22 protein-coding genes are annotated in these 24,983 nt (G+C 45.3%); 14 read left to right on the top strand and 8 right to left on the bottom strand.

Annotation, left to right across the window (positions count from 1 at the left end; translation table 11 throughout):
* The first annotated feature begins 93 nt into the window (after nucleotides 1–93).
* Entirely contained in the window at nucleotides 94–1,467 is a 1,374-nt protein-coding gene (gene hemN / locus FTU40_RS09930) for an oxygen-independent coproporphyrinogen III oxidase (RefSeq protein ID WP_005094198.1), read from the top strand.
* Nucleotides 1,468–1,617: 150 nt separating this feature from the next.
* Here the strand turns inward: hemN and ribA are convergent, their stop codons facing one another.
* Nucleotides 1,618–2,220, bottom strand: coding sequence for a GTP cyclohydrolase II (ribA, locus tag FTU40_RS09925; RefSeq protein ID WP_005094196.1), 603 nt, complete (start codon nucleotides 2,218–2,220; stop codon nucleotides 1,618–1,620).
* A 309-nt stretch (nucleotides 2,221–2,529) separates the two neighbouring features.
* On the opposite strand from ribA, the gene dxs reads away from it, so the two are divergent.
* From dxs to FTU40_RS09885, 8 genes are all read left to right on the top strand, one after another.
* Nucleotides 2,530–4,440, top strand: coding sequence for a 1-deoxy-D-xylulose-5-phosphate synthase (gene dxs / locus FTU40_RS09920; protein WP_100355141.1), 1,911 nt, complete (start codon nucleotides 2,530–2,532; stop codon nucleotides 4,438–4,440).
* Nucleotides 4,441–4,554: 114 nt separating this feature from the next.
* Nucleotides 4,555–5,385 (top strand): inositol monophosphatase family protein, encoded by an 831-nt coding sequence (locus FTU40_RS09915; protein WP_034608351.1) that lies wholly within the window; start codon nucleotides 4,555–4,557, stop codon nucleotides 5,383–5,385.
* Nucleotides 5,386–5,938: 553 nt separating this feature from the next.
* Nucleotides 5,939–7,852, top strand: a complete 1,914-nt coding sequence (locus FTU40_RS09910) for a DEAD/DEAH box helicase (protein WP_180040676.1) — start codon at nucleotides 5,939–5,941, stop codon at nucleotides 7,850–7,852.
* A 406-nt stretch (nucleotides 7,853–8,258) separates the two neighbouring features.
* Entirely contained in the window at nucleotides 8,259–9,077 is an 819-nt protein-coding gene (locus tag FTU40_RS09905) for an ABC transporter ATP-binding protein (protein WP_005094190.1), read from the top strand.
* Nucleotides 9,074–9,853, top strand: a complete 780-nt coding sequence (mlaE, locus tag FTU40_RS09900; protein WP_074383590.1) for a lipid asymmetry maintenance ABC transporter permease subunit MlaE — start codon at nucleotides 9,074–9,076, stop codon at nucleotides 9,851–9,853. The genes FTU40_RS09905 and mlaE overlap by 4 nt, the downstream gene beginning before the upstream one ends.
* Complete coding sequence (locus tag FTU40_RS09895) at nucleotides 9,853–10,530, top strand: outer membrane lipid asymmetry maintenance protein MlaD (RefSeq protein ID WP_005094188.1); 678 nt, start codon at nucleotides 9,853–9,855, stop codon at nucleotides 10,528–10,530. The genes mlaE and FTU40_RS09895 overlap by 1 nt, the downstream gene beginning before the upstream one ends.
* An 18-nt stretch (nucleotides 10,531–10,548) precedes the next feature.
* Nucleotides 10,549–11,181, top strand: a complete 633-nt coding sequence (locus tag FTU40_RS09890) for a phospholipid-binding protein MlaC (protein ID WP_005094187.1) — start codon at nucleotides 10,549–10,551, stop codon at nucleotides 11,179–11,181.
* 15 nt (nucleotides 11,182–11,196) lie between these two features.
* Nucleotides 11,197–11,487, top strand: a complete 291-nt coding sequence (locus FTU40_RS09885; protein ID WP_005168745.1) for an STAS domain-containing protein — start codon at nucleotides 11,197–11,199, stop codon at nucleotides 11,485–11,487.
* Between the two features lie 325 nt (nucleotides 11,488–11,812).
* Here FTU40_RS09885 and FTU40_RS09880 read toward each other — a convergent pair whose 3' ends face one another.
* On the bottom strand, nucleotides 11,813–12,826 hold the full coding sequence (locus FTU40_RS09880) for a CorA family divalent cation transporter (protein WP_005168743.1): 1,014 nt from the start codon (nucleotides 12,824–12,826) through the stop codon (nucleotides 11,813–11,815).
* Between the two features lie 152 nt (nucleotides 12,827–12,978).
* On the opposite strand from FTU40_RS09880, the gene FTU40_RS09875 reads away from it, so the two are divergent.
* A complete protein-coding gene (locus FTU40_RS09875; protein ID WP_005094184.1) occupies nucleotides 12,979–13,569 on the top strand; it encodes a TIGR00730 family Rossman fold protein in 591 nt (196 codons plus the stop codon).
* A 31-nt stretch (nucleotides 13,570–13,600) separates the two neighbouring features.
* Nucleotides 13,601–14,002, top strand: coding sequence for an NUDIX domain-containing protein (locus FTU40_RS09870; protein WP_005094183.1), 402 nt, complete (start codon nucleotides 13,601–13,603; stop codon nucleotides 14,000–14,002).
* Nucleotides 14,003–14,005: 3 nt separating this feature from the next.
* On the opposite strand, the gene FTU40_RS09865 is transcribed toward FTU40_RS09870, so the two are convergent.
* Together FTU40_RS09865 and recG are read right to left on the bottom strand one after the other, a co-directional pair.
* Nucleotides 14,006–14,641 carry a ComF family protein gene (locus tag FTU40_RS09865; protein ID WP_180040674.1) on the bottom strand — a complete coding sequence of 212 codons (636 nt, stop codon included), beginning with the start codon at nucleotides 14,639–14,641 and terminating at the stop codon, nucleotides 14,006–14,008.
* The gene (gene recG, locus FTU40_RS09860; RefSeq protein ID WP_100357824.1) at nucleotides 14,628–16,673 is read right to left on the bottom strand and encodes an ATP-dependent DNA helicase RecG; all 2,046 of its coding nucleotides are present in this window, start codon (nucleotides 16,671–16,673) and stop codon (nucleotides 14,628–14,630) included. The genes FTU40_RS09865 and recG overlap by 14 nt, the downstream gene beginning before the upstream one ends.
* A gap of 33 nt (nucleotides 16,674–16,706) precedes the next feature.
* Here recG and FTU40_RS09855 point away from each other — a divergent pair, with 33 nt between their 5' ends.
* Nucleotides 16,707–17,522: an NAD-dependent epimerase/dehydratase family protein gene (locus tag FTU40_RS09855; protein WP_180040672.1), complete on the top strand. Its 816-nt coding sequence runs from the start codon at nucleotides 16,707–16,709 to the stop codon at nucleotides 17,520–17,522.
* A gap of 139 nt (nucleotides 17,523–17,661) precedes the next feature.
* Here the strand turns inward: FTU40_RS09855 and plsB are convergent, their stop codons facing one another.
* Complete coding sequence (gene plsB, locus FTU40_RS09850; protein WP_180040670.1) at nucleotides 17,662–20,232, bottom strand: glycerol-3-phosphate 1-O-acyltransferase PlsB; 2,571 nt, start codon at nucleotides 20,230–20,232, stop codon at nucleotides 17,662–17,664.
* A gap of 285 nt (nucleotides 20,233–20,517) precedes the next feature.
* On the opposite strand from plsB, the gene FTU40_RS09845 reads away from it, so the two are divergent.
* Together FTU40_RS09845 and FTU40_RS09840 are read left to right on the top strand one after the other, a co-directional pair.
* Nucleotides 20,518–21,390 (top strand): acyl-CoA thioesterase II, encoded by an 873-nt coding sequence (locus FTU40_RS09845; RefSeq protein WP_005094170.1) that lies wholly within the window; start codon nucleotides 20,518–20,520, stop codon nucleotides 21,388–21,390.
* Nucleotides 21,391–21,566: 176 nt separating this feature from the next.
* Nucleotides 21,567–22,805, top strand: a complete 1,239-nt coding sequence (locus tag FTU40_RS09840) for a dicarboxylate/amino acid:cation symporter (RefSeq protein WP_034608350.1) — start codon at nucleotides 21,567–21,569, stop codon at nucleotides 22,803–22,805.
* On the opposite strand, the gene FTU40_RS09835 is transcribed toward FTU40_RS09840, so the two are convergent.
* From FTU40_RS09835 to FTU40_RS09825, 3 genes are all read right to left on the bottom strand, one after another.
* Complete coding sequence (locus FTU40_RS09835) at nucleotides 22,802–23,221, bottom strand: VOC family protein (protein ID WP_005168733.1); 420 nt, start codon at nucleotides 23,219–23,221, stop codon at nucleotides 22,802–22,804. The genes FTU40_RS09840 and FTU40_RS09835 overlap by 4 nt on opposite strands.
* A 231-nt stretch (nucleotides 23,222–23,452) precedes the next feature.
* Complete coding sequence (gene yihA / locus FTU40_RS09830) at nucleotides 23,453–24,397, bottom strand: ribosome biogenesis GTP-binding protein YihA/YsxC (RefSeq protein ID WP_180040668.1); 945 nt, start codon at nucleotides 24,395–24,397, stop codon at nucleotides 23,453–23,455.
* Between the two features lie 88 nt (nucleotides 24,398–24,485).
* On the bottom strand, nucleotides 24,486–24,938 hold the full coding sequence (locus tag FTU40_RS09825; protein ID WP_005094159.1) for an Rrf2 family transcriptional regulator: 453 nt from the start codon (nucleotides 24,936–24,938) through the stop codon (nucleotides 24,486–24,488).
* Nucleotides 24,939–24,983 lie beyond the last annotated feature (45 nt).

Below are 24,983 nucleotides of genomic sequence, written 5' to 3'. Positions count from 1 at the left end.
AATGGCTAGGTTGAATTCTTTTTTCAAGCTCCGCACAATAACTTGCAAGCGCTCATGGGTTTGAGCATTTCTCGATGGTAATAGGTGGGTGTCATGTCGGTACAGGTCAATTCCCTGATTCAAAAATATAATGTTCCCGGTCCCCGCTATACCAGTTATCCGACCGTTCCATATTGGGAAGAGCAGAATTTCTCACTGGAACAATGGAAGCAAACGCTGAAAAAATCCTTTACTGAATCCAATCAAAGTGAAGGCATTAGCCTGTATATCCATCTGCCATTTTGCGAAAGCCTGTGCACTTTTTGCGGGTGTCATAAGCGAGTCACGAAAAAACATGAAATGGAACAGCCCTATATTCAGGCAGTGCTGAAAGAATGGGATTTGTATTGTGAGTTGCTGAAAGATAAGCCGGTCATTAAAGAAATTCATTTAGGCGGGGGAACACCGACTTTCTTTTCTGTTGAGCATTTGACTCAACTGATTCAAGGTATTTTGGCCAAAGCAGACATAGCGCCTGTGCATGAATTCAGTTTTGAAGGGCATCCGAACAATACCACGCGTGAGCATTTACAAGGCTTGTATGATCTGGGCTTTCGCCGGGTCAGTTATGGGGTGCAGGATTATAATGAAACCGTGCAAAAAGCCATTCACCGGATTCAGCCCTATGAACATGTCAAACAGGTAACCGAATGGGCGCGTGAAATTGGCTATGAGTCGATTTCGCATGATCTGGTGTTTGGCCTGCCTTTTCAGCATCTGGACGATGTCTTAAATACCATTGAGCAAACCAATTCACTTCTGCCGGATCGTTTGGCTTTATATAGCTATGCACATGTGCCTTGGATTAAAGGCAATGGCCAGCGCGGTTTTAAAGATGCTGATGTACCCAAAGATGCAATCAAACGTGAATGTTATGAAGCGGCCAAAAAGAAACTGCTGGCGCATGGCTATCATGAAATTGGCATGGATCATTTTGCTTTAGATACAGATGGCATGTACCAGTCCTTTCAAGCTGGAACATTACACCGCAATTTTATGGGATACACCGCCTCTAAAACTCAAGTGATGATCGGTTTAGGAATTTCTTCGATCAGTGATAGCTGGTACAGCTTTGCCCAGAATGTGAAAACTATTGAAGAATATTATGCCTGTTTAGCTCGCAATGAAATTCCGGTATTTAAAGGACATGTCTTAAATCAGGAAGATTTGATTATTCGTCAGCATATTCTGAATTTGATGTGCAGCTTTAGTACCTCATGGGAAAAACCCGAGCTATTTTTCCCTGAAATCGATCAGGTGGTGGAACAGCTTAAAGAAATGGCACAGGATGGTTTGATTCAAATGACAGACTCATCAGTCACGATTTTGGAGAAAGGGAAACCATTTGTACGTAATATTTGTATGGCTTTTGATTTACGTTTAAAGCGACGCATGCCGGAGAACCGGATTTTTTCGATGACGATTTAACACTTAATCCATCCCAACCCTCCTTTAAGAAAGGAGGGAGTTTTCTCCTTTTTTTGAAAGAAGGAAAAGCCTCCCTGAGCAAGACTTAAGCATTGCTTTAAGTCGAAGCGCAAGAAAGGGAGGTTTGGAGGGATTTATTAAGGGGAGGATTTAAAAATCATCCTTCTGATAAAGATGTGCCATACGCTCATGTTTGGTTTTGAGATATTGCTCATTAAACGGATTTAAGCCGACGGTGAGGGGCACCCGATCGACCACATTAATCCCTTGGGCTTTTAAAGCTTCAATTTTTAAAGGATTGTTGGTCACCAGACGTACCGCTTTGACCTGCAAATGATCCAGCATAATGCTGCACATGTCATATTGACGTGCATCAGCCGGCAGATTAAGCATTAAATTGGCATCGACCGTATCATGTCCCTGATCTTGCAGGGCATAGGCACGAATCTTGTTGGTCAGGCCAATACCGCGTCCTTCCTGACGCAAATACAGAATCGCCCCGCGACCTAACTCATTGATCAGCTTTAAAGTCGCCTGCAATTGCGGGCCACAGTCACATTTCAGTGAAGCAAAGGCATCACCGGTTAAACATTCAGAATGTACACGAACCACGACTGGCTCGTCAGAAACTTCTTCAAGTCCTTTAGACAGCGCGACATGTTCTTCGCCAGTCTTAGGGTCTTGAAATACAGTAATTTTAAATTCACCGTGAGCGGTAGGTAATCTTGACGTTGCGACAAATTCGATTGGCACAGCTGAACCCGTTAAATCCTGAAAGTGGCTAAAGTATAGCGTAATGATTGAACATTGGTAGAATTGCAAAGTCGAAATTCTGTATTAGATTTTCTTTTTTGTAGAAAGCAGACGATAATAGTTGATAAATAGTAAGATTATTCAGGATAATCGTAGCCTGCGATTTTTTCACCCCGATGAGATCATTGTTTAATATTGCATCGCTAGAAGCGTAGCTGAATTGAAGCTGCTACAATTCAGCTATATGATCGGGTACTCCCCATTGACCTAGCTTTAGATTTGCCAGGCTTTAGAAGGCTTTGCCATAATATGCTGTATACAGAAATCCCTACTCAACGCCCTGTAACACCGTTGCTGGATACGATCAATCATCCTGAGCAACTACGTTTACTCGAGCAAAGCCAGCTAGTACAGGTGGCAGATGAGTTACGTCAATTCATTTTGTATGCTGCCGGGCAAAGTGGTGGACATTTTGGTGCAAACCTCGGTGTTATTGAGCTTACGGTGGCTCTGCACTATTGCTTCAATACTCCACATGACCGTCTGATCTGGGATGTGGGGCATCAGGCCTATCCGCATAAGGCATTGACCGGTCGTCGTGAACAGCTCACCACTATCCGGGCCAAAGATGGTCTGGCAGCCTTTCCGGCACGTGAAGAATCTGAATTTGATACCTTTGGGGTAGGGCATTCTTCGACGGCGATTTCTGCTGGTCTGGGCATGGCCTTGGCACGTCGCTACCAGAACAAGCCATGTGAAGTGGTATCGATTATTGGCGATGGCGCCATGACGGCGGGTATGGCCTTTGAAGCCTTGAACGATGCCGTTGCGCACAATGCCGATCTGATGGTGGTGCTGAACGACAATGACATGTCGATTTCTTGCAGTACTGGCGGTTTTGCCAAGCATCTGGCGGCGATCTGGGAGCGCGGTGAATTCGTTAATATCACCGAGGAAGGTGAAGCTTACGTACAGCCGCATCCGGAGTGGCTGTATAACTCACGCTTGCACTGTGCCGCGACTGATGCCGCAGATAACCTGTTTAAAGCCATCGGCTTTGACTATTTCGGCCCTTATGACGGTCATGATGTCAAACAACTGGTGCATGTATTTAAAGCGCTGAAAAAGCGTACAGGCCCACGTCTGATTCATATCTATACTAAAAAGGGCAAGGGCTTTGCGCCGGCCGAATCGGATCAAATCAAATATCACGCGATTAGTAAGCTTAATGCCATTACCGCTGCCAAGACTGCACCGAAATATTCGGATGTATTTGGACAGTGGCTCTGCGATGAAGCAGCACAGGACTCGCGCTTGCTCGCGATTACACCGGCCATGTGCGAAGGCTCAGGTATGGTGCAGTTTGCCAAAGAATATCCGGAACGTTTTTTCGATGTCGCGATTGCAGAGCAGCATGCCGTGACGCTGGCTGCGGGCATGGCCTGTGAAGGCTTAAAGCCGGTCGTGGCAATTTATTCGACCTTCCTGCAACGTGGTTATGACCAGCTGGTACACGATGTGGCCTTACAAAATCTGGATGTGACCTTCGGTATTGATCGTGCTGGTCTGGTCGGTGAAGATGGCCCGACCCATGCCGGTGCCTATGACTATGCCTATATGCGGACGATCCCGAATATCGTGATCATGGCACCAAAAGACGAAAATGAATGTCGTCAAATGCTGCATACCGCTTATTTATATCCTGGGCCGGCAGCTGTGCGTTATCCACGTGGTAATGGCTTAGGGGTGGATATCCAGCAAAAGATGCTTGAAATTCCAATCGGTCAGGCGGAAATTGTCGCCAGCTTTAATGCGCAGTGTGACGAATATATTTCTGTGCTGGCTTTTGGCAGCCGGGTACAGGCCGCAGTCGACGCCGCTGAAGCCTTTGCAGTGAAACATGAGATTGGTGTGCGTGTTGTGAACATGCGTTTTATCAAACCTCTTGATACGCAAATGCTGGATGATCTGGCATCAAGCACCAGTCTGTTTGTGACAGTAGAAGAACATGCCGTGATGGGCGGTGCGGGTAGTGCTGTGAATGAATATCTGGCAGAAGCACAGATTGTGAAACCGCTGCTGAATCTTGGTTTAGACGACACGTTTATGGCTCAGGCCACGCATGCACAAATGTTGCAGCAGGCCGGATTGGATGCGCAAGGTATTGAAAAATCAATGAATCAAGCCTGGTCAGCCTTGGGGCAAAGCGTTTTGTCATAAGTTCTTAAAAATTTTAGACACATTTTCTCCAAAAAAGCCCTGATATTTGCTAAGATATCGGGGCTTTTATGCATTATTCTTTATCAGTTTCTTTAAATTTGTAGTGGGTGTTCAATGGAACCTATGGTGGTGATGGCTGCGCGTGCGGCTCAGTTAGTTGGTCAAGAGCTTTTAAAAGCGCATCAGAATCGTCATAAACTCGATCTACAAGTCGAAGAAAAAGGAATTGATGGTCCAGTAACGCGTGTAGATCGTTATTTGGAGCAGTTGACCATCGATACCCTACGTAAAAGCTATAAAAATCACAGTTTCCTTGGTGAAGAGTTTGGCTATCAGGAAGGTAATGGTCACGACGCCGATTGGTGTTGGGTGATCGATCCACTGGATGGTACTTTAAACTTCATTAACGGTTTCCCGCATTTCTGTATCTCTATCGCAGTTCAGCACAAAGGCATTACTCAACACGGGGTGATTTATGACCCGGTGAAAGATGAGCTATTCTCTGCCAGTCGTGGTCGTGGTGCCATGATGAACCAGCGTCGTATTCGTGTGAATGTCAAAGACAGTCTGGAAAATACCTTTATGGCTGTTGGTCACGCTTACCGTGCTAAACGTAATGGCGAAGTTGTATCTTATGCCAAGAACCATTTTCAAAGTTTGTTAAACGTGACTGAAGCTGGCGCGCAATATCGTCGTTCAGGTTCTGCGGCATTGGATTTAGCCTATGTTGCTGCAGGCCGTTTTGATGCTTACTTCGAACTTGGTTTAAAACCTTGGGATATCGCAGCGGGCGAATTGATCGTGAAAGAAGCAGGCGGTACTGTAGTTGATGCACGTGGTGGTAGCGACTCTATGGAAAATGGTCAAGTTTTGGCTTGTTCAATGAAAATGCTTAAACCTTTAATGCAAGCAGTTGTTCCTGCTTGGGGTGAAGCAGCAAAATAATCGGGTTTAGATGAAATATATCTAATTTTCAGAAAAGGCATCCTTCGGGATGCCTTTTTTAGAGCAGTAAAATAGTTAAGAAGGGAGGTAGAGTATATTTCTCACATGATATGAATATTGGAAATATCAAGTGAATTGGCGAAAACTGCCTTTTTATACCGGTTGTTACATTTTTTTATTCATATTTAAGTGTATGAAATTAATATATAAATTATAGACAGAGCAAATTAGTTTTAAAACTTAATGACATTGTTGATTATTCTGCTATAATCTTGCCACGCACTTAATTTTCCGTTCTTTACCTGAACACTATCTTCTAATCATTGTATGCGCGTTCTGTCCATAGAGAGGACATATCCTTCGCGCCCCAATCGCTTAAGCGATTCCTTCAGGTTTGCGGCCGTAATCATATACGTGCGTTATATCCACATCGTCGTTATTCGGATCGCTGCTGAATCCTAACTTTTTCAGCTCTATTTGCTGTGCCGCTTTTTGCCGATGTCCATATTGTAATTTATTTAATGGAGCACCCACTTCAGGGTGAACACTCTCTATGAGCAAAACTTTTGCTGATTTTTCCCTCGACGAATCTCTAACCCAGGCTCTCGATGCTTTAGGCTTTACTACTCCAACTCCTGTACAAGAACAAGCGATTCCAGCTGCACTTGAAGGTAAAGACCTTCTTGTGTCAAGCCAAACAGGTTCTGGTAAAACTGCTGCTTTCTTGCTTCCTACCTTAAATGCGTTGGCAAGCCAAGATACATTAGTACCATTTAAAGACCGTATGAAAGCGGTTACTCAACCGAATATTCTGGTGATTTCACCGACTCGTGAATTGGCACAACAGGTATGTCAAGACGCAATTGCATTTGTACGTCACATGAAAGGTGTTCGTATTGCTGCAATCATGGGCGGTATGCCTTTCGGTAAGCAAATTCAACAGTTAAAAGGCGCGCAAGTTGTTGTTGCAACTCCAGGCCGTCTACTTGACTTGGTGAATCGCCGTCAAATCAAACTTGATAAAGTTGATGCGTTAATCGTCGATGAAGCTGACCGTATGCTTGACCTAGGTTTCTCTGAAGACTTGGAAGCAATTGGTGAGTTGGCTGCAAACCGTAAACAAACTCTAATGTTCTCTGCGACGTTTGCACCACGTATCATTACACTTGCAGAACGCATGATGAATGATCCACTGCGTATTTCGATTGAAACTGGTCACTCTACAAATACTGACATTACTCAGACTTTGCATTGGACTGACGGTTTCGAGCACAAGAAAAAACTGCTTACTCACTGGTTGAACGAAGAAGACGTTGATCAAGCAGTTGTATTTGCGTCAACTCAAGAAGACACAGATATGTTGGCTGAAGAACTTGCTGAAGCAGGCCTATCAGTTGTAGCGCTGCATGGTGCTATGCCACAAACTGTTCGTAACCGTCGTTTACGCAGCATCCGTGAAGGTCGTGCGAAGATCTTGGTTGCAACTGACGTTGCTGCTCGTGGTCTTGACGTACCAACCATTTCACACGTAATTAACTTCGGTCTTCCAATGAAGAACGAAGACTATGTACACCGTATTGGTCGTACAGGTCGTGCCGGTCGTACTGGTAAAGCCATTACACTTGCAACTTACCGTGAGCGTGGCAAAATCCGTGCTTTGGAAGACTTCCTTGATGCGCGTTTAAACGTATCTGAAATCGAAGGTCTTGAGCCATCTCCACCTCCTGCACGTGGTAGCCGTGATGGCGCTGGTCGTGGTCGTGGTCGTGATGGCGGCGGTCGTCGTGATGGCGGTCGTGGTGGTTTTGGCGGTGGTCGTCGTTTTGAAGGCGAAAGCAACTTCAAACGTCGTGAAGGCGGTGATGATCGTCCACGTCGTAGCTTCGATGACAAACCACGTGGCGAACGTCCGGCATTTGGCGAAGATCGTCCACGTCGTGACTTCGGTGATCGTCCAGCGCCACGTCGTGAAGGCGGTTTCGGTGATCGTCCACAACGTTCGTTTGATGACCGTCCAAAGCGTGACTTTGGTGACCGTCCAGCGCCACGTCGTGAAGGTGGTTTTGGCGACCGTCCACAACGTTCGTTTGATGACCGTCCAAAGCGTGACTTCGGTGATCGTCCAGCTCCGCGTCGTGAAGGTGGTTTTGGTGACCGTCCTCGCTCTAATGATGACAACCGTGGCAACCGTGTAGATTACAAGCCAGCTCGTGAAGGCGGTTATGGTGATCGTCCAAAACGTGATTTTGGTGATCGTCCTGCTCCACGTCGTGAAGGTGGTTTCGGTGATCGTCCTGCTCCACGTCGTGAAGGTGGTTTCGGTGATCGTCCAGCGCGTTCATTCGGTGATGACCGTCCAAAACGTGATTTCGGTGATCGTCCAGTACGTCGCAACTTTGATGACAAACCACGTGGTGAACGTTCGTTCGGTGGTGAAGATCGTCCACGTCGTAAATTTAACGACTAATAGAGTCGCTAGATGAAGATAAAAAACCGGTAGAAATACCGGTTTTTTTTATGCATTGAGTTTTTTGCTTTTTAACGTAAAATGTCTACTAATTCATATTTTGTCAGGGTTATGATAATTATTAATATGAAAAGTTTAGCCGCTCGATCTCAATTGATAGAGGTGCATATGCCATATATCGCATTGACTTTGATTTTATGTAATATTATCTATTATTTATACAGTGTTTTTAATTAATCAATCTAGTCATTTTAAGCCTAAGTACATATTTTTATTATAAAAAACACGAAATAATCAATTATTGTCATCTTTTTATGATATTCCCCCACCTTTTTCAACTGCTAACATTTTGAACTTCGTTCCTTTATAGTATGCATGCTGAAAAAATGTAGGAATAAACTCAGCTATGAAAAATCAAACAGCGCGAGATACTCAGTCTTTGATTGAAGTCAAGAATTTGAGCTTCAAACGAGGCGAGCGCGTGATTTATGACGACGTGAGTTTAAATATTCGTCGTGGGCAGATTACCGCCATTATGGGGCCATCCGGAACTGGTAAAACTACCTTATTAAGATTGATCGGTGGGCAGCTGACGCCTGAGCATGGTCAGGTCTTATTGGATGGCAAAGATATTGCCTCGATGTCACGTTCCGAACTTTTTTCAGCACGTGCACGGATGGGTATGCTATTTCAGAGCGGTGCTTTGTTTACCGATATGAGCGTGTATGAAAATGTCGCGTTTCCAATTCGGGCCCATACCAAACTGCCAGAACATCTAATTAAGGAAATCGTGGCATTGAAACTGGAATCCGTCGGCTTGCGCGGTGCAGAGCAAATGATGCCATCGGAACTGTCTGGTGGTATGAACCGACGTGTGGCTTTGGCCCGGGCGATTGCGCTGGACCCTGAACTGATCATGTACGATGAACCCTTTGCCGGACAAGATCCGATTGTGATGGGGGTATTGACTCGCCTGATCCGTTCATTGCGTGAAGCACTAGATCTGACCACGATTATTGTCTCGCATGATGTGACAGAAACCTTATCCATTGCTGATTACATTTATATTGTGGCAGAAGGCAAGATCCAGGGCGAGGGGACACCGGCAGAGCTAAAAGTGCATCCTTCAACTTTTGTGCAGCAATTCCTGACGGGTTCGGTGGAAGGTCCAGTCGATTATCAGTTTAGTCACCGGGCTTATTTAAGTGATGAGGTACGTTCATGAATGCAATTGCCGCATTAGGTAGACGCGTTATTGAACGTGTACAGGGGATTGGGGTCGCAACCCTGATGCTGTTGCAGATCTTATTTTCCATGCCGACCTGGCTTGGGCTAAGACTATTTGTTTATCAGATGTATCGGGTCGGGGTATTGTCCCTGCTGATTATTGTGGTTTCTGGTCTGTTTATTGGTGCCGTGCTTGGCTTGCAGATGTTCAGTATTCTGTCGACCTTTGGCAGTGAATCCATGCTTGGTACAGCGGTGGCGTTGACCTTGCTGCGTGAATTAGCACCTGTGGTCGCGGCTTTGCTGTTTGCAGGACGTGCCGGTTCGGCTTTGACCGCAGAAATTGGTCTGATGAAAGCCACTGAACAATTGTCCAGTATGGAAATGATTGGGGTGGATCCCTTAAAACGGGTGATTTCGCCACGTCTCTGGGCGGGGATTTTCAGCTTGCCTATGCTTTCGGTGATCTTTGCCGCAGTCGGAATTATGGGCGGCAAAATGGTCGGTGTAGACTTTTTGGGGGCTGATGAAGGCGCTTATTGGAGCGGCATGGAAAGCAGCGTGCAATTCTATAAAGATGTCTTGAATGGCACTATTATTAAAAGTTTTGTATTCGCATTAATGTGTACCTGGATTGCGGTATATCAAGGCTATGCCTGTGTACCGACATCGGAAGGTATTGCAACTTCTACAACGCGTACAGTCGTCTATTCTTCACTGTGCGTTTTAGGCTTTGATTTTGTGTTGACTGCGGTCATGTTCGGAGGTGTTTAATGAAATCACGTACTAGTGAGCTGGCCGTTGGTGTTTTTGTTATTTTATTTGGTATTGCCTTATTCTTTTTAGCGATGCGTGTCAGTGGTCTGGTCGGCAGCAATATTTCCGACAGCTATAAAATGACGGCAACTTTTGAAAATGTGAATGGCATCAAGCCACGTGCCAAAGTCGCTTTAAGCGGGGTGAAAGTGGGACAGGTCGATGAGATTACCCTGGATCCTGTAACGCGCCTGGCAACCGTACATATGACCTTAGATGGCTCATTGACCTCGTTTAATGCTGAACAATTAAAGCAAGTTCAAGAGGAAGCTCTGGACGAGTTACGCTACAGCTCGGACTATGAAGCAGCGACACCTGCGCAACAAAAAGACATGGAAAAACAACTGTTAGCTAACATGAAATCCATCACCAATATTGATGAAGATGCTTATATTATGGTAGCGACCAATGGCTTATTGGGTGAAAAGTACCTGAAAATTATTCCAGGTGGTGGCCTGAGCTATTTGCAACGCGGCGATCAGATTGCCAATACCCAAGGCACTATGGAAATTGAAGATTTGGTGACGAAATTTATTACCGGTGGTGCTGGCAAATCGTCAGATAGTCAAGAAACTACATCGGAACAGACGACAGTTTCAGAAACAACAGATGCAGAACCTGCATTTGTTGAATAATAGATTGAGGAGAATTCAGTGAAGACTTTAGTAAAACAAACGCTTGCAGTAAGCATTCTTTCAACAATGGTTGCTGGTACAGTGTTTGCTGCACCGTCTGAAGCACCACCTGCTTTTATTAAAAAAGTAGCAGATGGTTTAATTGAGCGCCTCAAAGCTGACAATGCAAAACTGCAATCAAATCCAGCTTTGGTCAAAAGCATTGTGCGCCAGAATCTGGATCCGTATATTGATTCTCAATCTTTCACACGTATTGTGATGGGCACATATGCCACGAACCAATATAGTACGGCGGCACAGCGTGCGCAGTTTGAAAAGAATTTCCGTGAAACCTTAATTGAAAACTATGGTTCTGCCTTTGCCAAGTTCAGTAATCAGACTTATAGCGTGCGTCCTTACAAGGCCAGCAACAGCAAAAACCCTGTCGTGACCATCGACTTTAATAACAAGGGCGAGAAAATTCCAGTAGCATTCCAGCTGGTGGACAAGGGTTCACAATGGAAAATCCGCAATATCAACGTATCGGGTATTGACCTGGGTTTGCAGTTCCGTAACCAGTTTGCTGCGACGGTAAAACGTAATGGCGGTAATATTGATAAAGCAATTGCTAACTTTAAACCGGATGCAGAAGCTGCAATCGACAAGAAATAATCAAACAGGTGAGCCGTGATTACATTCAATGATCAGGAACTACAGGTTTCAGGCAAGATTGACTATGACAATGCACAGGACTATTACTTAAATGGTCTACGTGTGATCCAGTCACAAAGCAAGTTTCCACTTGTGGTTAATCTGGCCGAGCTTGAAAGTGGCAGTACTTTGGCTTTGGCAGTTTTGGTGCGCTGGCTGCGCCAGACTCCTCAGGCTCAAGGGCTACAGTTTAAAGCTGTTCCTGCTAAAATGATGAATATCATTCAGGCCAGCCATTTGCAGGATGATTTAAACATCGTTCAGTAAAAGAAAAGCACCGAAAGGTGCTTTTTTATTGTGATCAAATTTTAAGAAATCATTCAAATCAAATAGATCTAAATATGGATTGCACGTCCTCTCTGCCTCAGGGAGAGAGTTAGAGAGAGGGGTGTAAAAATCCTCCCTAACCATTTTCTTCACTTTTTAAAGAGAAGTTGAAGAGGGATTAAATAAATATGAATTAAATACAGGCATTTCTTGCGCTTCACTTTAATTAAAGAGCAAGTGAGACTTAGAAAGGGATATCTAATAAAAAAACCTCTCCCTGACAGGAAGCATCTCTCCCTTTTCAAAAGGGAGGTTAGGAGGGATTCTAGATCCACTTCTTCCATCTAAAGTAAATCAATGGGCCAATCAGGAAGCCAATTAAAATAATACTGACCATGATGAAACTCATGGTGCCTTGTGCAAAGGGCAGCACTTCGGTGTTCATACCGTAAATACTGGCAATCAGCATTGGTGGCGCAAGCATACTCGGCAGAATCGAGAATCGACGAATGGTATCGTTCTGCTCAGTGTTAATGAATCCGGACGTGGTATCGAGCAGGAAACGTACTTTCTGGAACAAGAAAGCATCATGCTCGACCAGCGAGCGCACATCTTCACTCAGTTCTCGAATATCCGCATCATAAATATGACTGCCCAAGGCGCGTGGACGCGACAGGAAGGTCAGGACGCGGCGTAAATCGATTAAACACAGTTGCGCTTTACCCAACATATCTTCAAGTTGCGCCAAGCGGGTAATCATGTCATCCAGATCCAGAATCTGTTCACGATGGCGGTTATTCAACACTTCAGTTGAATATTTCTCTAAATCTTTATGCACATCTTCCAGAATATCGGCCAGCTCATCCAGCTTGGCTTCGAGTAAGCCCAATAAAATCCAGGTCGGATCTTTATAATCGATTTCATAATCATTGCGGCGCGCGCGGGCACGAAAGGCGCGAAAAGCCACCAGTTTTTCACCACGCAAAGTAAACAGACGATCCTTGTGCAGAATGAATGCAACGGTTTGTACTGTTGCCAGCATACTGGATTCATCTTCGTGTTCATTTTCGACCTGATAGTTTTTATTCTTGGTTAAAAAATAGGTGCTGATATGCAAAATACCGTCATCATCACGGTAAAATCGGGCACTCGAGGAAATATCTTCCAGCGATTTTAAGGTCGGTAAATTTTGCTCGTAGGCATCTAAAATCCATTGCTGCTCTTCCTGTGAAGGCGCAATCAGATCAAGCCAGACTAAATCTGGATGCAGGTCGAAATCACCATTAATCGTGATATCTTCTAAGCTACCGCGCTCTGTGGCGTAAAAGGCTTCAAGCATGCTGTCTTTTCTCCCGGGCGCAGTATGTGAATTGGAATGGGTGTATTTTAGACAAGGAATTGAATAAAAACACTGATATTAAGCAGTTATTTTGGTAAAAAGCGCACTTGCCGCGATTTCGTACAATATGGCGTCAATTAGAGGATGAAATGATGAATTCTATCGCAATTTTTTGTGGTTCAGCGCTTGGCTCGGATCCTCTTTATACGCAGGTTGCCGAAAAAGTCGGTCAGACTCTGGCGGCACGACAGCAAACGCTGGTTTATGGAGGAGGTCGTTCTGGCTTAATGGGTATTGTGGCTGATAGTGCCTTGGCGGCGGGCGGTAAGGTGATTGGCGTAATTCCAAGACAGCTGGTCAATCGTGAGCTGGCACATCCACATATTACCGAGCTGTATGTGGTGGATAATATGCATGAGCGTAAAACCCGGATGTCGGAACTGGCTCAGGGATTTATTGCCATTCCCGGTGGTGCAGGAACACTGGAAGAGATTTCTGAACAATGGACCTGGGCACAATTGGGAATTCATCAGAAGCCTTGTGCTTTTCTCAATACCGATGGTTTTTATGATGACCTGATTAAATTCATCCGTATGACCACGGAGAAGGGTTTTACTAAATCACGTTTCACTGAGGCGTTGATTATCAGTGATGATCTGGACGATATTTTGCGCCAATTCGAAAGTTATCAGCCGCCTGAAGCCAAATGGGGTATGGTTGATCAGACCGACCTTGTAAAATAAGTTATCTAGAATACGCAATTGTAGAAAATAAATGAAAGTGATTACGGTGGCTGCAGCCATTATTTTAAATGAAGCGCAGCAACTGCTGGTGGTTCGCAAGCAAGGAACATCCTGCTTTATGCAGGTCGGTGGCAAGCTGGAGCCAAATGAAACCCCGGAAGCCACCATGTTGCGTGAAATTCAGGAAGAAATTGGCACACAAGCCCAGATTCAGCAATTCATTGGCCGTTTTGAAACCCAGACTGCCAATGAACCTGATCATCAACTGGTGAGTTATGTCTATTGGGTAAGGCTCGATCAAGCACCTAAAATTGAAGCAGAAATCGCTGAAATGAAATGGGTTGATCTGGATGAAAAAGAGGTCTTGCTGGCGCCCTTAACGACTGAAATTGTGATTCCGTGGGTGAAGTCACATTTGCTCGCCCAAGCTTAAATTTTAGATTTGCGCGCCTGCCAGACAGGCTGCATAAATTTTTTGACAGCCTAGCTCTTCAAGTTTTCGAGTGAGCGCTAGAATCGAACTGCCGGTTGTCACAACATCATCAATAATCAGCACGCGTCGGTAACGAATATTAGACGGTGTACTGATCTGAAACTGCGACTGGATATCTTCGATTCTTTCCAGACGGCTTAAGCCTTTTTGTGAATGCTGTTTCAGCCGGCTAACAGGTTGCCAGATGGGAACATTCAATTTTTTCGCCACATGCTTGGCCAGTACCAGAGATTGATTATAACCGCGTTCGGCCAGGCGTTCAGTCGAGATCGGCATCGGGACTATTGCACTGACTTTGGGTAATTCTAAACTCAACAGCGTACCGGCCAGTAAATTTTGCAAATGCAGCTTCTGTTCATATTTAAACAGCTGAATCAACCGATCCATTGGGTAGGCATAATCACAGGCAATCTGAAACTGCATTTCCTGACGCTGAATGGTTTGATGTATCCACGGCAACTGCTGCCAGCAATCCTGACAGACTGAATGAATGCTCTGATAATCAGTCTGACACAACTGGCAGGGCTGAAGCGTATTCAGCTTGGAGATTCCCTGTGCCAGTAATTTAAACATAGGCATAACGCGGTGCTTCCGGTAGCCAGCGTTGTAATAATGCCTCAGCCTGATCTGGATAATCTTTTAAAATTTGCTGTGCCACATAATGTGCCTGATTGAGCAGGTGATCATCGCGTTCAAGTTTGGCCACGCGGAAATTCATATCGCCGGTTTGTTTAGTCCCCAGTAATTCACCCGGCCCACGCAATTCCAGATCTTTCTCGGCAATCATAAAACCATCATTGGTTTCACGCATGATTCTTAAGCGTTCCTGACCGTTTTGCGATAGTGGATGCTTGTATAGCAGGGCGCAGAAACTGGCTTTGGCACCACGGCCAACCCGACCACGTAGCTGATGTAGCTGTGACAGGCCTAAACGTTCGGCATTTTCAATCACCATAATGGAAGCGTTGGGTACATCGACCCCGACCTCAATTACGGTGGTGGCAATGAGTAGCTGTAATTCATTATTCTTAAATTGCTGCATCACCGCCTGTTTTTCATCGGCTTTCATTTTGCCATGTACCAGACCGATATTCAGCGCAGGAAAGCGTTCCCGAATTTCGGCAAAAGTGGCCTCCGCGGCTTGGGCATCTAAAGTTTCGGATTGCTCCACCAAGGTACAGACCCAATAGGCCTGTTTGCCTTCAGCGCAATTCGTCGCAATACGTTGCAGAACTTGTTCACGCCGATCCAGTGGAATGGTCACCGTTTGAATCGGGGTACGACCCGGTGGCAGCTCGTCAATCACCGAGGTATCCAGATCACCATAAGCCGACATGGCCAAGGTGCGGGGAATCGGGGTTGCGGTCATCACCAGCTGATGCGGGGACATGCCATCCAGGCCTTTATTTCTGAGTGCAAGACGTTGATCGACTCCAAAGCGGTGTTGCTCATCAATAATCACCAGACCGAGTTTGGCAAACTCGACATTCTCCTGAAACAGGGCGTGGGTGCCAATCACCAGATGGGCGCTCCCGTCCCGAATGACCTGTTCCGCTGCGGCGCGGGCTTTGCCTTTTTGCTTGCCGGACAGCCAAGCGATATTAAGACCTAGTGGCTCAAACCAGCGTTTAAAGTTGAGATAATGCTGCTCGGCCAGAATTTCGGTAGGTGCCATCAACGCCACTTGCCAGCTTTCTTCCAGGGCATGACAGGCTGCGACACCGGCCACCAATGTTTTGCCGGCACCGACATCGCCTTGCACCAGACGTAACATTGGTTTATTGGCTTTTAAATCTTGTGCGATTTCTTTGGATACACGTTTTTGCGCACCGGTCATTTCAAAAGCCAGACTGGCCAGAAGCTGTTTGGCATAGGTTTTACTCGGTGCAAATGAAGGGGCTTCAACCTGCTGAATAAAGGCACGCCGGGTCAATAAACTGATCTGATGCGCCACCAGTTCTTCAAAGATCAGGCGTTGCTGTGCGGGATGCGAGCCTTGTGCCAATTGTAACATATTGGCATTGACTGGCGGATGATGGATATATTCCAGTGCCTGTTTTAACGCATAACCATTGCTAAATTTTGCTGGCAGCAGTTCAGGCAGATGATCGCTATACTGAGCCAAAGCCTGCTGAATATAATCGCGTATTTTTGGCTGGGTCAGACCTTCAGTGGCCGGGTAAATCGCGGTAAGTTGGGTTTGCGGTAGCGGGGTATCTTCAGTAATGACTTGCAGCTCGGGATGATACATTTCCAGACCGCGCGCACCGACCCGGACTTCACCAAAAATTCTTAAACGGTGACCGAGCTTGCAGCGATCGGTGATGCCTTTATAAATATGATAAAAACGCAAAGTGACTTTACCGCAGTCATCATCCAGTAATACAGCCATGGACTTGCGTTTACCCGGCGGGAAATCCACGCCTTTGACGATACCTTCGAGCAAATAGCTACGCCCCACGCTCAATTGATTCATGGGAATGATCGTGCTACGGTCTTCATAGTCACGTGGTAGATGAAAAAGCAAATCATCAGTATTGAAGATATTTAATTTTTCAAGTAATGCAGCGGCGGCATTGCCAACGCCTTGTAACTGATGGACTGCAGCCATGTCCCCTCAACCAGATTCGTGATTCGGTGCTCAATGCATATTCTATTTATCGGTTATGGTAAAACATCCCGGCGTGTTGCTAAACAACTATTTGAGCAAGGTCATCAAATTAGCACAATTAGCTCAAGTCCCAAAACAGATTCCTTTGCAACTCATCTGATTCAAGATTTGCATAAACTGAATTTAACGACAGTCACACCGATTGATTGGGTCTATGTATTGCTTAGTCCAAAACAAAGTGCTGTCGATGGTTATCAACAGACCTATCTGGATTCTGTGCAGCCGATTGTGACTGCCTTGAAACAGCATCCAGTGCAACGGATTGTGGTGGTGTCATCGACACGGGTCTATGGGCAAAATGCTGGAGAAAACGTCAATGATGAAACGCCTCTACAGCCCAATGATGCACAAGGAGAAATCCTGTATCAGATGGAGCAGGCCTATTTAGCGGCTTATCCTGAGCAATGTACAATTATTCGCCCAAGTGGAATTTATGGAACATCGGTAGAGCGCTTACAAAAAATGGCAGTATCTATGACCAGCTATCCAAATCTGCACTGGTCAAACCGGATTCATATCGAAGATTTATCACGTTTCTTGTCACAGATGATTCACGTGGAACATCCTGAGTCTTCTTATATTGTGAGCAATAACCAGCCACAGCTTTTACATAAAGTCTTGCAATGGTTTCAGCAGCAGATGGGGCTGCCTTTACTCGAAGTTGAGAACAAGCAGGTCACCGGTAAAAAGCTCTATACCACTCGGATGCAAAAAACAGGATTTGAATTAAAGCATACAGATTGTTTTGAGGATTATTTGGAACTAATGAGGAAAAGTAATCCCTCCTAACCTCCCTTTAAAAAGGGAGGATTAAATTCCCGTTCCTTGTAGGAGAGAGCTGGGGAGAAGGGGAAGGATTTTAAATTCCCCCTCATCCCCCTTATGAAGCAGTGCTTCCCATCTCCTGAAAGGAGAGAGAATAAAAGCTTTACTTCTTTTTTTTGCGCTTGGCACGTTTCTTGGCTTGTTCAGCCGCAACTGCATCAAGTGCTTCTTTGAGTTCTTCATCGGTAAAGGCGGTGATGTGATGCAGCATCTGTAATTTCACTTCATCCAGTACCAGATCTGCATATTGCGCCACGTTGGTCAGCTGTTCATCAAAAACAATGGCATTGTCGTCATTGGTACACAGATAACCTTTTTGGGTTAAGACTTTAATAAAGCTCTGAAACAGGGCTTTGTCGAAGAATTCAGGCGAATTGAATTCGTATAGAACTGATAAACGCTGACCAACCAGATAGCTCAATTCTTCAACCTGACGGGTCGAAATATTGCCTGAACCACGCTGGGTAATCAGTGCCAAAGTCATGTAATAACGTTCCAGACTTTGAGTCACTGGTGCAGCCAGAACTTCGAGCTGATGATGGACTTCAGTATTGGGTGCCGGAGCAAGCAGATTTTCACCATCTTGCGTGATCAGTTTGGCAGAAATCAAGTTATCAATATGCGCATTGACTTGATCCTGAATCTCATCTTCACGCCATTTTAAAAACAGCTCTGCTTTTAGGAATGGGTACAGGGTGCTGCTGATGTTGACGACATCATCACGGCGAATCGTTCCATTGTGTTCAGCCAGTGCTGCAATCAATGACGGAAGCACAAAGGAATGCACGATATTGTTACGGAAATAAGTCAGCAAAACTGCCTGATTATCTTCAATGGCAATGATATCGCCCAGCACATGTTTTACCCGCTTGATCAGTTTCAGCTTCATTGCATAGGCAATAATTTCTTTGCCTGAAAGCGGTGTAACTTCCATCCGTTCATCATAAGGTAATGCCGCCAGCAGGGTACGATAAGTATCAAGCTGCTTGATACAGATTTCTTCATCCAGCGTATGTTTTGGCGTGGCCAACAGGATCAATGATAATAGCGATACCGGATTGATCACCACTGCACGGTTGATATTTTCCAGAATCGCTTGCGCAGAGCTGTTTACTGCATCAGAAACTGCTTGTGGAATTGGATCATCGTTCTTTTCAATTTTAATATTTTCTGCGCCATGCTGTTTCAGGATGTCATCCAGAAATACCGGCTCACCAAAATTCAGATGCACTTTACCGAAAATGCGTTCAATTTTGCGCAGGGTTTTGACAATACCAAAAATAGATTCGGCTTCTTTCGGCTTGCCGCTCATCTCACCGACATAAGTGCCGCCTTCCATCAGGCGTTCATAACCGATATAGGTCGGTACAAAGACAATTGGTTTGGCTTTGCCGCGTAAATGACCATGTACGGTCATCGCCAGCATCCCAGTTTTAGGTGGTAGCAAACGACCAGTACGTGAACGACCACCTTCGATAAAGTATTCCAGTGGGGTATTGCGTGACAGAACGCTATATAAATATTCTTTAAAGACTGTGGTATAGAGCGCATTGCCACGGAAAGTACGGCGGATAAAGAACGCACCGCCACCACGTAAAATCTGACCCACAAAAGGCATATTCAGGTTATCGCCCGCAGCGATATACGGCACCATCAAGCCACGACGATAGATCACATAAGACAATAATAAATAGTCGATGTGACTGCGGTGACATGGGGTATAGACAATCTCATAATCTTTGGCCAGTTCACGCACGGTACTGAAATTATGCACTTCCACGCCGTCATAGAGCTGCGTCCATAAGCGGGTCAGGGCTTTATCGGCAAAGCGTACAGTCGAATGAGAATAATCGGAAACAATTTCGTTCAGATAACCAATGGCACGACGTTCAGACTCCAGCATCGAGATTTTACTGCGAATACTGTCATTGCGAATCGCAGCCTGTACATCTGGCGATTTGATGAGGCCGTGCATGACGTTACGGCGATCGGACAGATCCGGCCCGAGAATCACTTCGCGCTGACCATCCAGATAATCATTTAAAGTGCTAACAATATAAGTCGCTGGCGCTGAATTTGGATGCGTTTCTTTGGCATGCTCAATCATGGCACGTAAAGACTGGGGTTCGTGAAACTCTAAATAAGACTGACGGCCATGCAGACCGATATTGACCAGTTGCTTGACCCGGCTTGGCGTAGACCAGGTATCGGTAAATAGCAGTTTGAACCAGGAATCTTCTTTTTCAGGTTCACGTCCCCAAAGCACCGTGACTGGTACCAATTCCACATCTAGTTCAGGATGTTGTTCCAGGATTTCAATCAGGCGTAACAGGCGCGGCGGAAACGCATGCGGCGGTGAGCTGAGCAGGTTATTTTCATCATGATGCTGTAAAAACAGCAGCGAAGCTTTTTCCTTACTATTGCCCAGTTGCATTGGATCGAGCGCAGCTGGCAACTTTAAACGGCGGGTTTCTGCATCGACGACCAGCGCATTACTACGCGAATGGTTCTGTAAAACGTAGCAGACCAGCTTTTGCGATTCTGTTGCAGTCTGATCAGGTTCAGGTGCTGTCACTTCACTTGGTACTTCCCCAAGAACATGAGGGGTAACCACAAGATCAAGTAGCTTACTTGAAAGCTTGCGATACATTTGACCAAAGCCATTCTTGGACATAGCTGCTCCTAATTTTACTGACCAAAACCACAGGACTTCTGAGGGGGTTTATTTTTGCGGGTTTCCAAAGCGAAACCATATATCTTTTTTTAACAACTTCAACAGAAGTGCTCTAATTTTAGCGTGAAAGCAGATGCTTTTCCTAGTCACTTATGACATCAGTATGACAGAACAGTCATGCAATCTTTAGAGTTTCGGTCTGATTTTGTGGCAGAATATTCCAGATTAATTATTTAGATCTGTTTTTCCATTTTTGGGATATCTCCAATATTACGTAGGTTGCTTATGAATGCCTTAACACAGGAACTGGTCGAGCTGCTCAGCTTGGAAAAGTTAGAAGAAAACATTTTTCGGGGAATCAGCCGTAATCTGGTGGGCAAGCGCGTGTTTGGTGGGCAGGTTTTAGGGCAGGCACTCCGCGCTGCGTCTTATACCACAGACCGTCCGGCACACTCGTTACATGCCTATTTTCTGTTTGGTGGAGATGTCAATGCACCGATTATTTATGAAGTGGATCGTATCCGTGACGGCAAGAGCTTTGTCAGCCGTCAAGTACGTGCGATTCAGCATGGTCGCACTATTTTTATGTGTATGGTGTCTTTTGCGCATCAGGAAGAAGGTCTCAATTACCAGATTTCAGAGCCGGAATATCCGCCAGCAGAAAGCCTGAAAAATGAAGCAGAACTGATCAAACAAATGATTGAGTTTATTCCGGAAAATGTCCGTGCGTCTTTCACCCGTGATCGTCATGTCGAGATTCGCCCGATCAATCCGCAAAATCCGTTTCAGCCGCAACCGGAAGCGCCGTCTTATGCGCACTATATCCGCACGCATGACCGAATTGCTGCAGAAGTGGATCAGATTTCTTTGCATCAGGCCATTGCCGCTTTCTATTCAGACTTTACCTTGATGACCACGGCACTGCGTCCACATGGTCTGAGCTATATTTCGCCAAGCCTGCAATGTGCCAGTATTGACCATGCCATGTACTTCCATAAGCCATTTCGTGCCGATGAATGGATGCTATATGACATGGATGCCACCCAGAGTGCCAGTTCGCGTGGTCTGAATTTTGGACGGATGTGGCAGAATGGCGAACTGGTCTGTAGTACCACGCAGGAAGGGCTGATCCGCTTACGTGAAATCGAAACCCAATAATTTTTATATTTTTGCTCAAAAAGCCGAATCCCAGATTCGGTTTTTTTGTTTTTAATCCGCAGAACAATCATTATTTGAGATCTTGTTCTAGGCACGCGTTTATAAAATATTACTCGATTCTGTAGAATCGGCATGGCATAGTGCCGCTTAAGATCTATATTAAAATGCATGAAAAGATGAGCTTAAATACGCAAATTTTAATTGCCGCCGTATTGGGGGTGCTGTTTGGATTTTTACTCACAATATTTCCGCAGACCTCATTTTTTGATGTCAGTTTATACGGCATCGGCATCGTCAGCAGTGTTTTTATCGGCTTATTAAAAATGCTGTTGGTTCCGCTAATTTTTACGTCGATTGTGGTCGGGGTATCTAATCTACAGGCAGGCGGACAACTGAATCGCACCTGGAAAATCACCCTGATGTGCTGTGTGACCACAACGACTTTAGCACTCATTTTAGGTCTGGCCTGTGCACATCTGTTTGATGTCGGCAAGGGTGTCGATGTACTGATGTTCCAGGATGCCATGGCGCAGCATCAGACTCCGGACACCTTAACGCCATCTTCTTTCTTTACCAATTTTATCCAAAATACCCTGATCAATCCGTTTAAAGCATTTTCAGATGGCAATGTCCTGGCAGTGGTGGTCTTTGCCTTGTTTGTCGGTGTGGCACTGGTCGCAGGCGGAGATAAATTCCGTACCGTGCGCAAGTTGAGTCACCAGTTTTTTGAAATCATGATGTTGATGATTGGCTGGGTGATGAAACTGGCACCTTTCGGTATTTTTGCTTTATTGGCCAAGCTGATCGCGACTGAGGATATTTCGGTACTCAGTCGTCTGGCTGAATTTGCGGCCGTGGTCACCGGAACCACCATTTTCCATGGCATCGTGGTATTGCCTTTATTGCTGTGGATTTTTGGCAAGATGGATCCGATCACGTTCTTTAAAGGCACACGCGCTGCTTTAATTACCGCATTTGCCACCAGTTCCAGTTCGGCCACCATGCCACTGTCAATGAAATGTGCGCAGGAAAATCTGGGCGTACGTCCGCATACGGCAGGTTTTGTGATTCCACTGGGAACACAGCTGAATATGGATGGCACAGCACTCTATGAAGCAGCCGCCGCCTTGTTTATTGCCAATTTAATGGGGCTGGATCTGAGTCTGGGGCAACAGCTGGTGGTCTGTGCCACGGCAATGATTGCATCCTTAGGCGCACCTGGGATTCCAAGCGCTGGCATGGTCACCATGATTATGGTGTTGCAATCTGTGGGATTGCCTGCCGAGGCGATTGCGATTTTATTGCCGATCGACCGTTTACTGGATACGGTACGTACCGTGGTGAATGTGCAGGGCGATATGATGATCAGTGTGGTGGTAGACCGGCATACCCGTGAACCTGAAGCGCCGGTTTAATCTTTATCTAAGTCCGGATTCCAGACAATTTCCCAGAGATGACCATTGGGATCCTGAAAATAACCAGCATATCCGCCATAAAAGGTGGTGTGTGCAGCTTTGATAATTTTAGCGCCCGCACGTTCAGCCAGTACCATGATCTGGTCAACCTCTAATGGACTATAGACATTATGTCCCAGCGCCATTTGGGTTGGGCAGATCGGGCTCAATTCAAGACCGGTATCTTGCTGAAGGCTGCGCTGCGGCCATAAGGCAAGCTTAAGACCGGATTGCAGTTGAATAAACGCCACCGCACCATATTCAAATTCCTGCCCCATAATTCCGTCGCTTTTAAAGCCTAAACCCTCACAATAAAATTGCAATGATTGCTCTATGTCCTGAACAGCCAGCGTAATCACAGAGATAGATGGTTTCATAATGGGTTCCTGATCTAAGGCTGATCAAGATTTATTCTAATATGAATCAGGATTTAATCACTAAGTAAACAATGCAGTCTTCATGTAAAAACAGGTAAATCTGATCAATCCGGCGCTGCTATCACTTGACCAGCTTGGCATAGCGAAAATCAGCCTAGAAAAAAACCTCCGTTATGCGACATAACGGAGGTTTTTAATTTAAATCAATCAATCAAATATTTTGTCATTTGATTATTCAGCTGAGCGTTTATTCTGGTTCAGCTCATCTGCTGCTTTAAGTTCTGACTGATCCTGCTCAAGTAATTCAAGCGGTTCTTCAGCTTCATTTAAGTCATGCGGTGAAACCTCACCAATAGCAGTTGCATCAGACCCAGAGTCGAGTTCAACTGGTTCATCGAATTGATTTAGATCATGAGCCGATACTTCCGGAATGCTGTCCAAATCAAATTGAGTTGATTGATCTAAAGTGAAATTCAGACGGCCGCCCATGACGCTGGCCAGTTCTTCAAGTCCCTCTTTGTTCATGGAGGAGAACAATTGAATCGAGAAGTCCAGTTTCATTTTTTTCAATGTGGCTTTGACTTCCTGAAGCGCTTTAGAGGCAGGGCCACGATTCAGCTTATCTGATTTGGTCAAAAGAACATGCACAAACAAATGACGTGAATAAGCCCATTCCAGCATCATCACATCAAAGTGTTGTAGCGGATGACGAATATCCATCAACAGCACCAAGCCCTGTAAGCTTTTGCGATGAATCAGATAATTTTCCAGTTCTTTTTGCCAAACAATTTTCATCGCCTCTGGTACGGCAGCATAGCCATAGCCTGGTAAATCGACCAGACGCTGATCTGGATTACCCAAGCTAAAAAAGTTAATCATCTGGGTGCGGCCGGGTCTTTTTGATGCACGTGCCAACTGTTTCTGGTTGGTCAGGGCATTAATCGCACTGGATTTACCGGCATTGGAGCGACCGGCAAAAGCAATTTCATAGCCTGTATCTTCTACACAAAGACTGAGTTTTGGTGCACTCATTAAAAATTCGGCTTTGCGTAGCCAGTTGAGTGAGCGCACAGAATATTCAGTAATAGCAGAATCAACTTTTTTCTCGTAGCTGATCTTTTGCTTGGGTGCATGGGCTGTCTTACTGTTTTTGGATTTTCCTCTGCTGTGGTGCATAACTCAACTTCAATAAATGATCTACAAAGAAACATTATAAAGGAAGTCGCACAGGCAAGCGAACTTTGCTTTGCAATGCTATTGCAACTTAATCCATCAGGTTAATTAAACCGATTGGAGAAACAGTACTAAAATGAGATTGGTTAGATGGGGTGAGCACATCGGCCAGGGTATATTGGTTCAGGCTTTGGTAAAACTGTTCCAGCGCATGGTCGAGAATACCTTTTAAACCACAATTGCTACGCAGTACGCAGGGTGGGGTATTACATTCGACAATCACATGATTTTCACCCTGCAAGCTAAGCACGATCTCACCGAGTTTTAGATTTAGTGTAGTAGGATTTAAGCGGATGCCGCCGCCTTTACCGCGTGTGGCAATAATCCAGTCTTGTTTCGACATGAAATGCACAATCTTCATTAAATGATTTTGTGACACATACAAATCTCGCGCAATTTCCGCAATCGTATACGGCGTATCTCGCGGCTGGGAGATGTACATTAAAATACGCAAAGCATAGTCGGTAAATTTGTTTAATTGCATGATCGCACTAATATCTTTAAGAATTAAATAGATAAGGGCTAGTCT

Source organism: Acinetobacter sp. YH12100, from assembly GCF_013419135.1.
Taxonomy (GTDB): domain Bacteria; phylum Pseudomonadota; class Gammaproteobacteria; order Pseudomonadales; family Moraxellaceae; genus Acinetobacter; species Acinetobacter pseudolwoffii.
This window is presented reverse-complemented; position numbering and strand designations above follow the sequence as displayed.

Coding starts and splice junctions, on each gene's coding strand:
- hemN (WP_005094198.1), top strand. CDS start 94: ATGTCGGTACAGGTCAATTCCCTGATTCAAAAATATAATGTTCCCGGT.
- dxs (WP_100355141.1), top strand. CDS start 2,530: ATGCTGTATACAGAAATCCCTACTCAACGCCCTGTAACACCGTTGCTG.
- FTU40_RS09915 (WP_034608351.1), top strand. CDS start 4,555: ATGGAACCTATGGTGGTGATGGCTGCGCGTGCGGCTCAGTTAGTTGGT.
- FTU40_RS09910 (WP_180040676.1), top strand. CDS start 5,939: ATGAGCAAAACTTTTGCTGATTTTTCCCTCGACGAATCTCTAACCCAG.
- FTU40_RS09905 (WP_005094190.1), top strand. CDS start 8,259: ATGAAAAATCAAACAGCGCGAGATACTCAGTCTTTGATTGAAGTCAAG.
- mlaE (WP_074383590.1), top strand. CDS start 9,074: ATGAATGCAATTGCCGCATTAGGTAGACGCGTTATTGAACGTGTACAG.
- FTU40_RS09895 (WP_005094188.1), top strand. CDS start 9,853: ATGAAATCACGTACTAGTGAGCTGGCCGTTGGTGTTTTTGTTATTTTA.
- FTU40_RS09880 (WP_005168743.1), bottom strand. CDS start 12,826: ATGCTTGAAGCCTTTTACGCCACAGAGCGCGGTAGCTTAGAAGATATC.
- FTU40_RS09875 (WP_005094184.1), top strand. CDS start 12,979: ATGAATTCTATCGCAATTTTTTGTGGTTCAGCGCTTGGCTCGGATCCT.
- FTU40_RS09870 (WP_005094183.1), top strand. CDS start 13,601: ATGAAAGTGATTACGGTGGCTGCAGCCATTATTTTAAATGAAGCGCAG.
- FTU40_RS09865 (WP_180040674.1), bottom strand. CDS start 14,641: ATGCCTATGTTTAAATTACTGGCACAGGGAATCTCCAAGCTGAATACG.
- recG (WP_100357824.1), bottom strand. CDS start 16,673: ATGGCTGCAGTCCATCAGTTACAAGGCGTTGGCAATGCCGCCGCTGCA.
- FTU40_RS09855 (WP_180040672.1), top strand. CDS start 16,707: ATGCATATTCTATTTATCGGTTATGGTAAAACATCCCGGCGTGTTGCT.
- plsB (WP_180040670.1), bottom strand. CDS start 20,232: ATGTCCAAGAATGGCTTTGGTCAAATGTATCGCAAGCTTTCAAGTAAG.
- FTU40_RS09845 (WP_005094170.1), top strand. CDS start 20,518: ATGAATGCCTTAACACAGGAACTGGTCGAGCTGCTCAGCTTGGAAAAG.
- FTU40_RS09840 (WP_034608350.1), top strand. CDS start 21,567: ATGAGCTTAAATACGCAAATTTTAATTGCCGCCGTATTGGGGGTGCTG.
- FTU40_RS09835 (WP_005168733.1), bottom strand. CDS start 23,221: ATGAAACCATCTATCTCTGTGATTACGCTGGCTGTTCAGGACATAGAG.
- yihA (WP_180040668.1), bottom strand. CDS start 24,397: ATGCACCACAGCAGAGGAAAATCCAAAAACAGTAAGACAGCCCATGCA.
- FTU40_RS09825 (WP_005094159.1), bottom strand. CDS start 24,938: ATGCAATTAAACAAATTTACCGACTATGCTTTGCGTATTTTAATGTAC.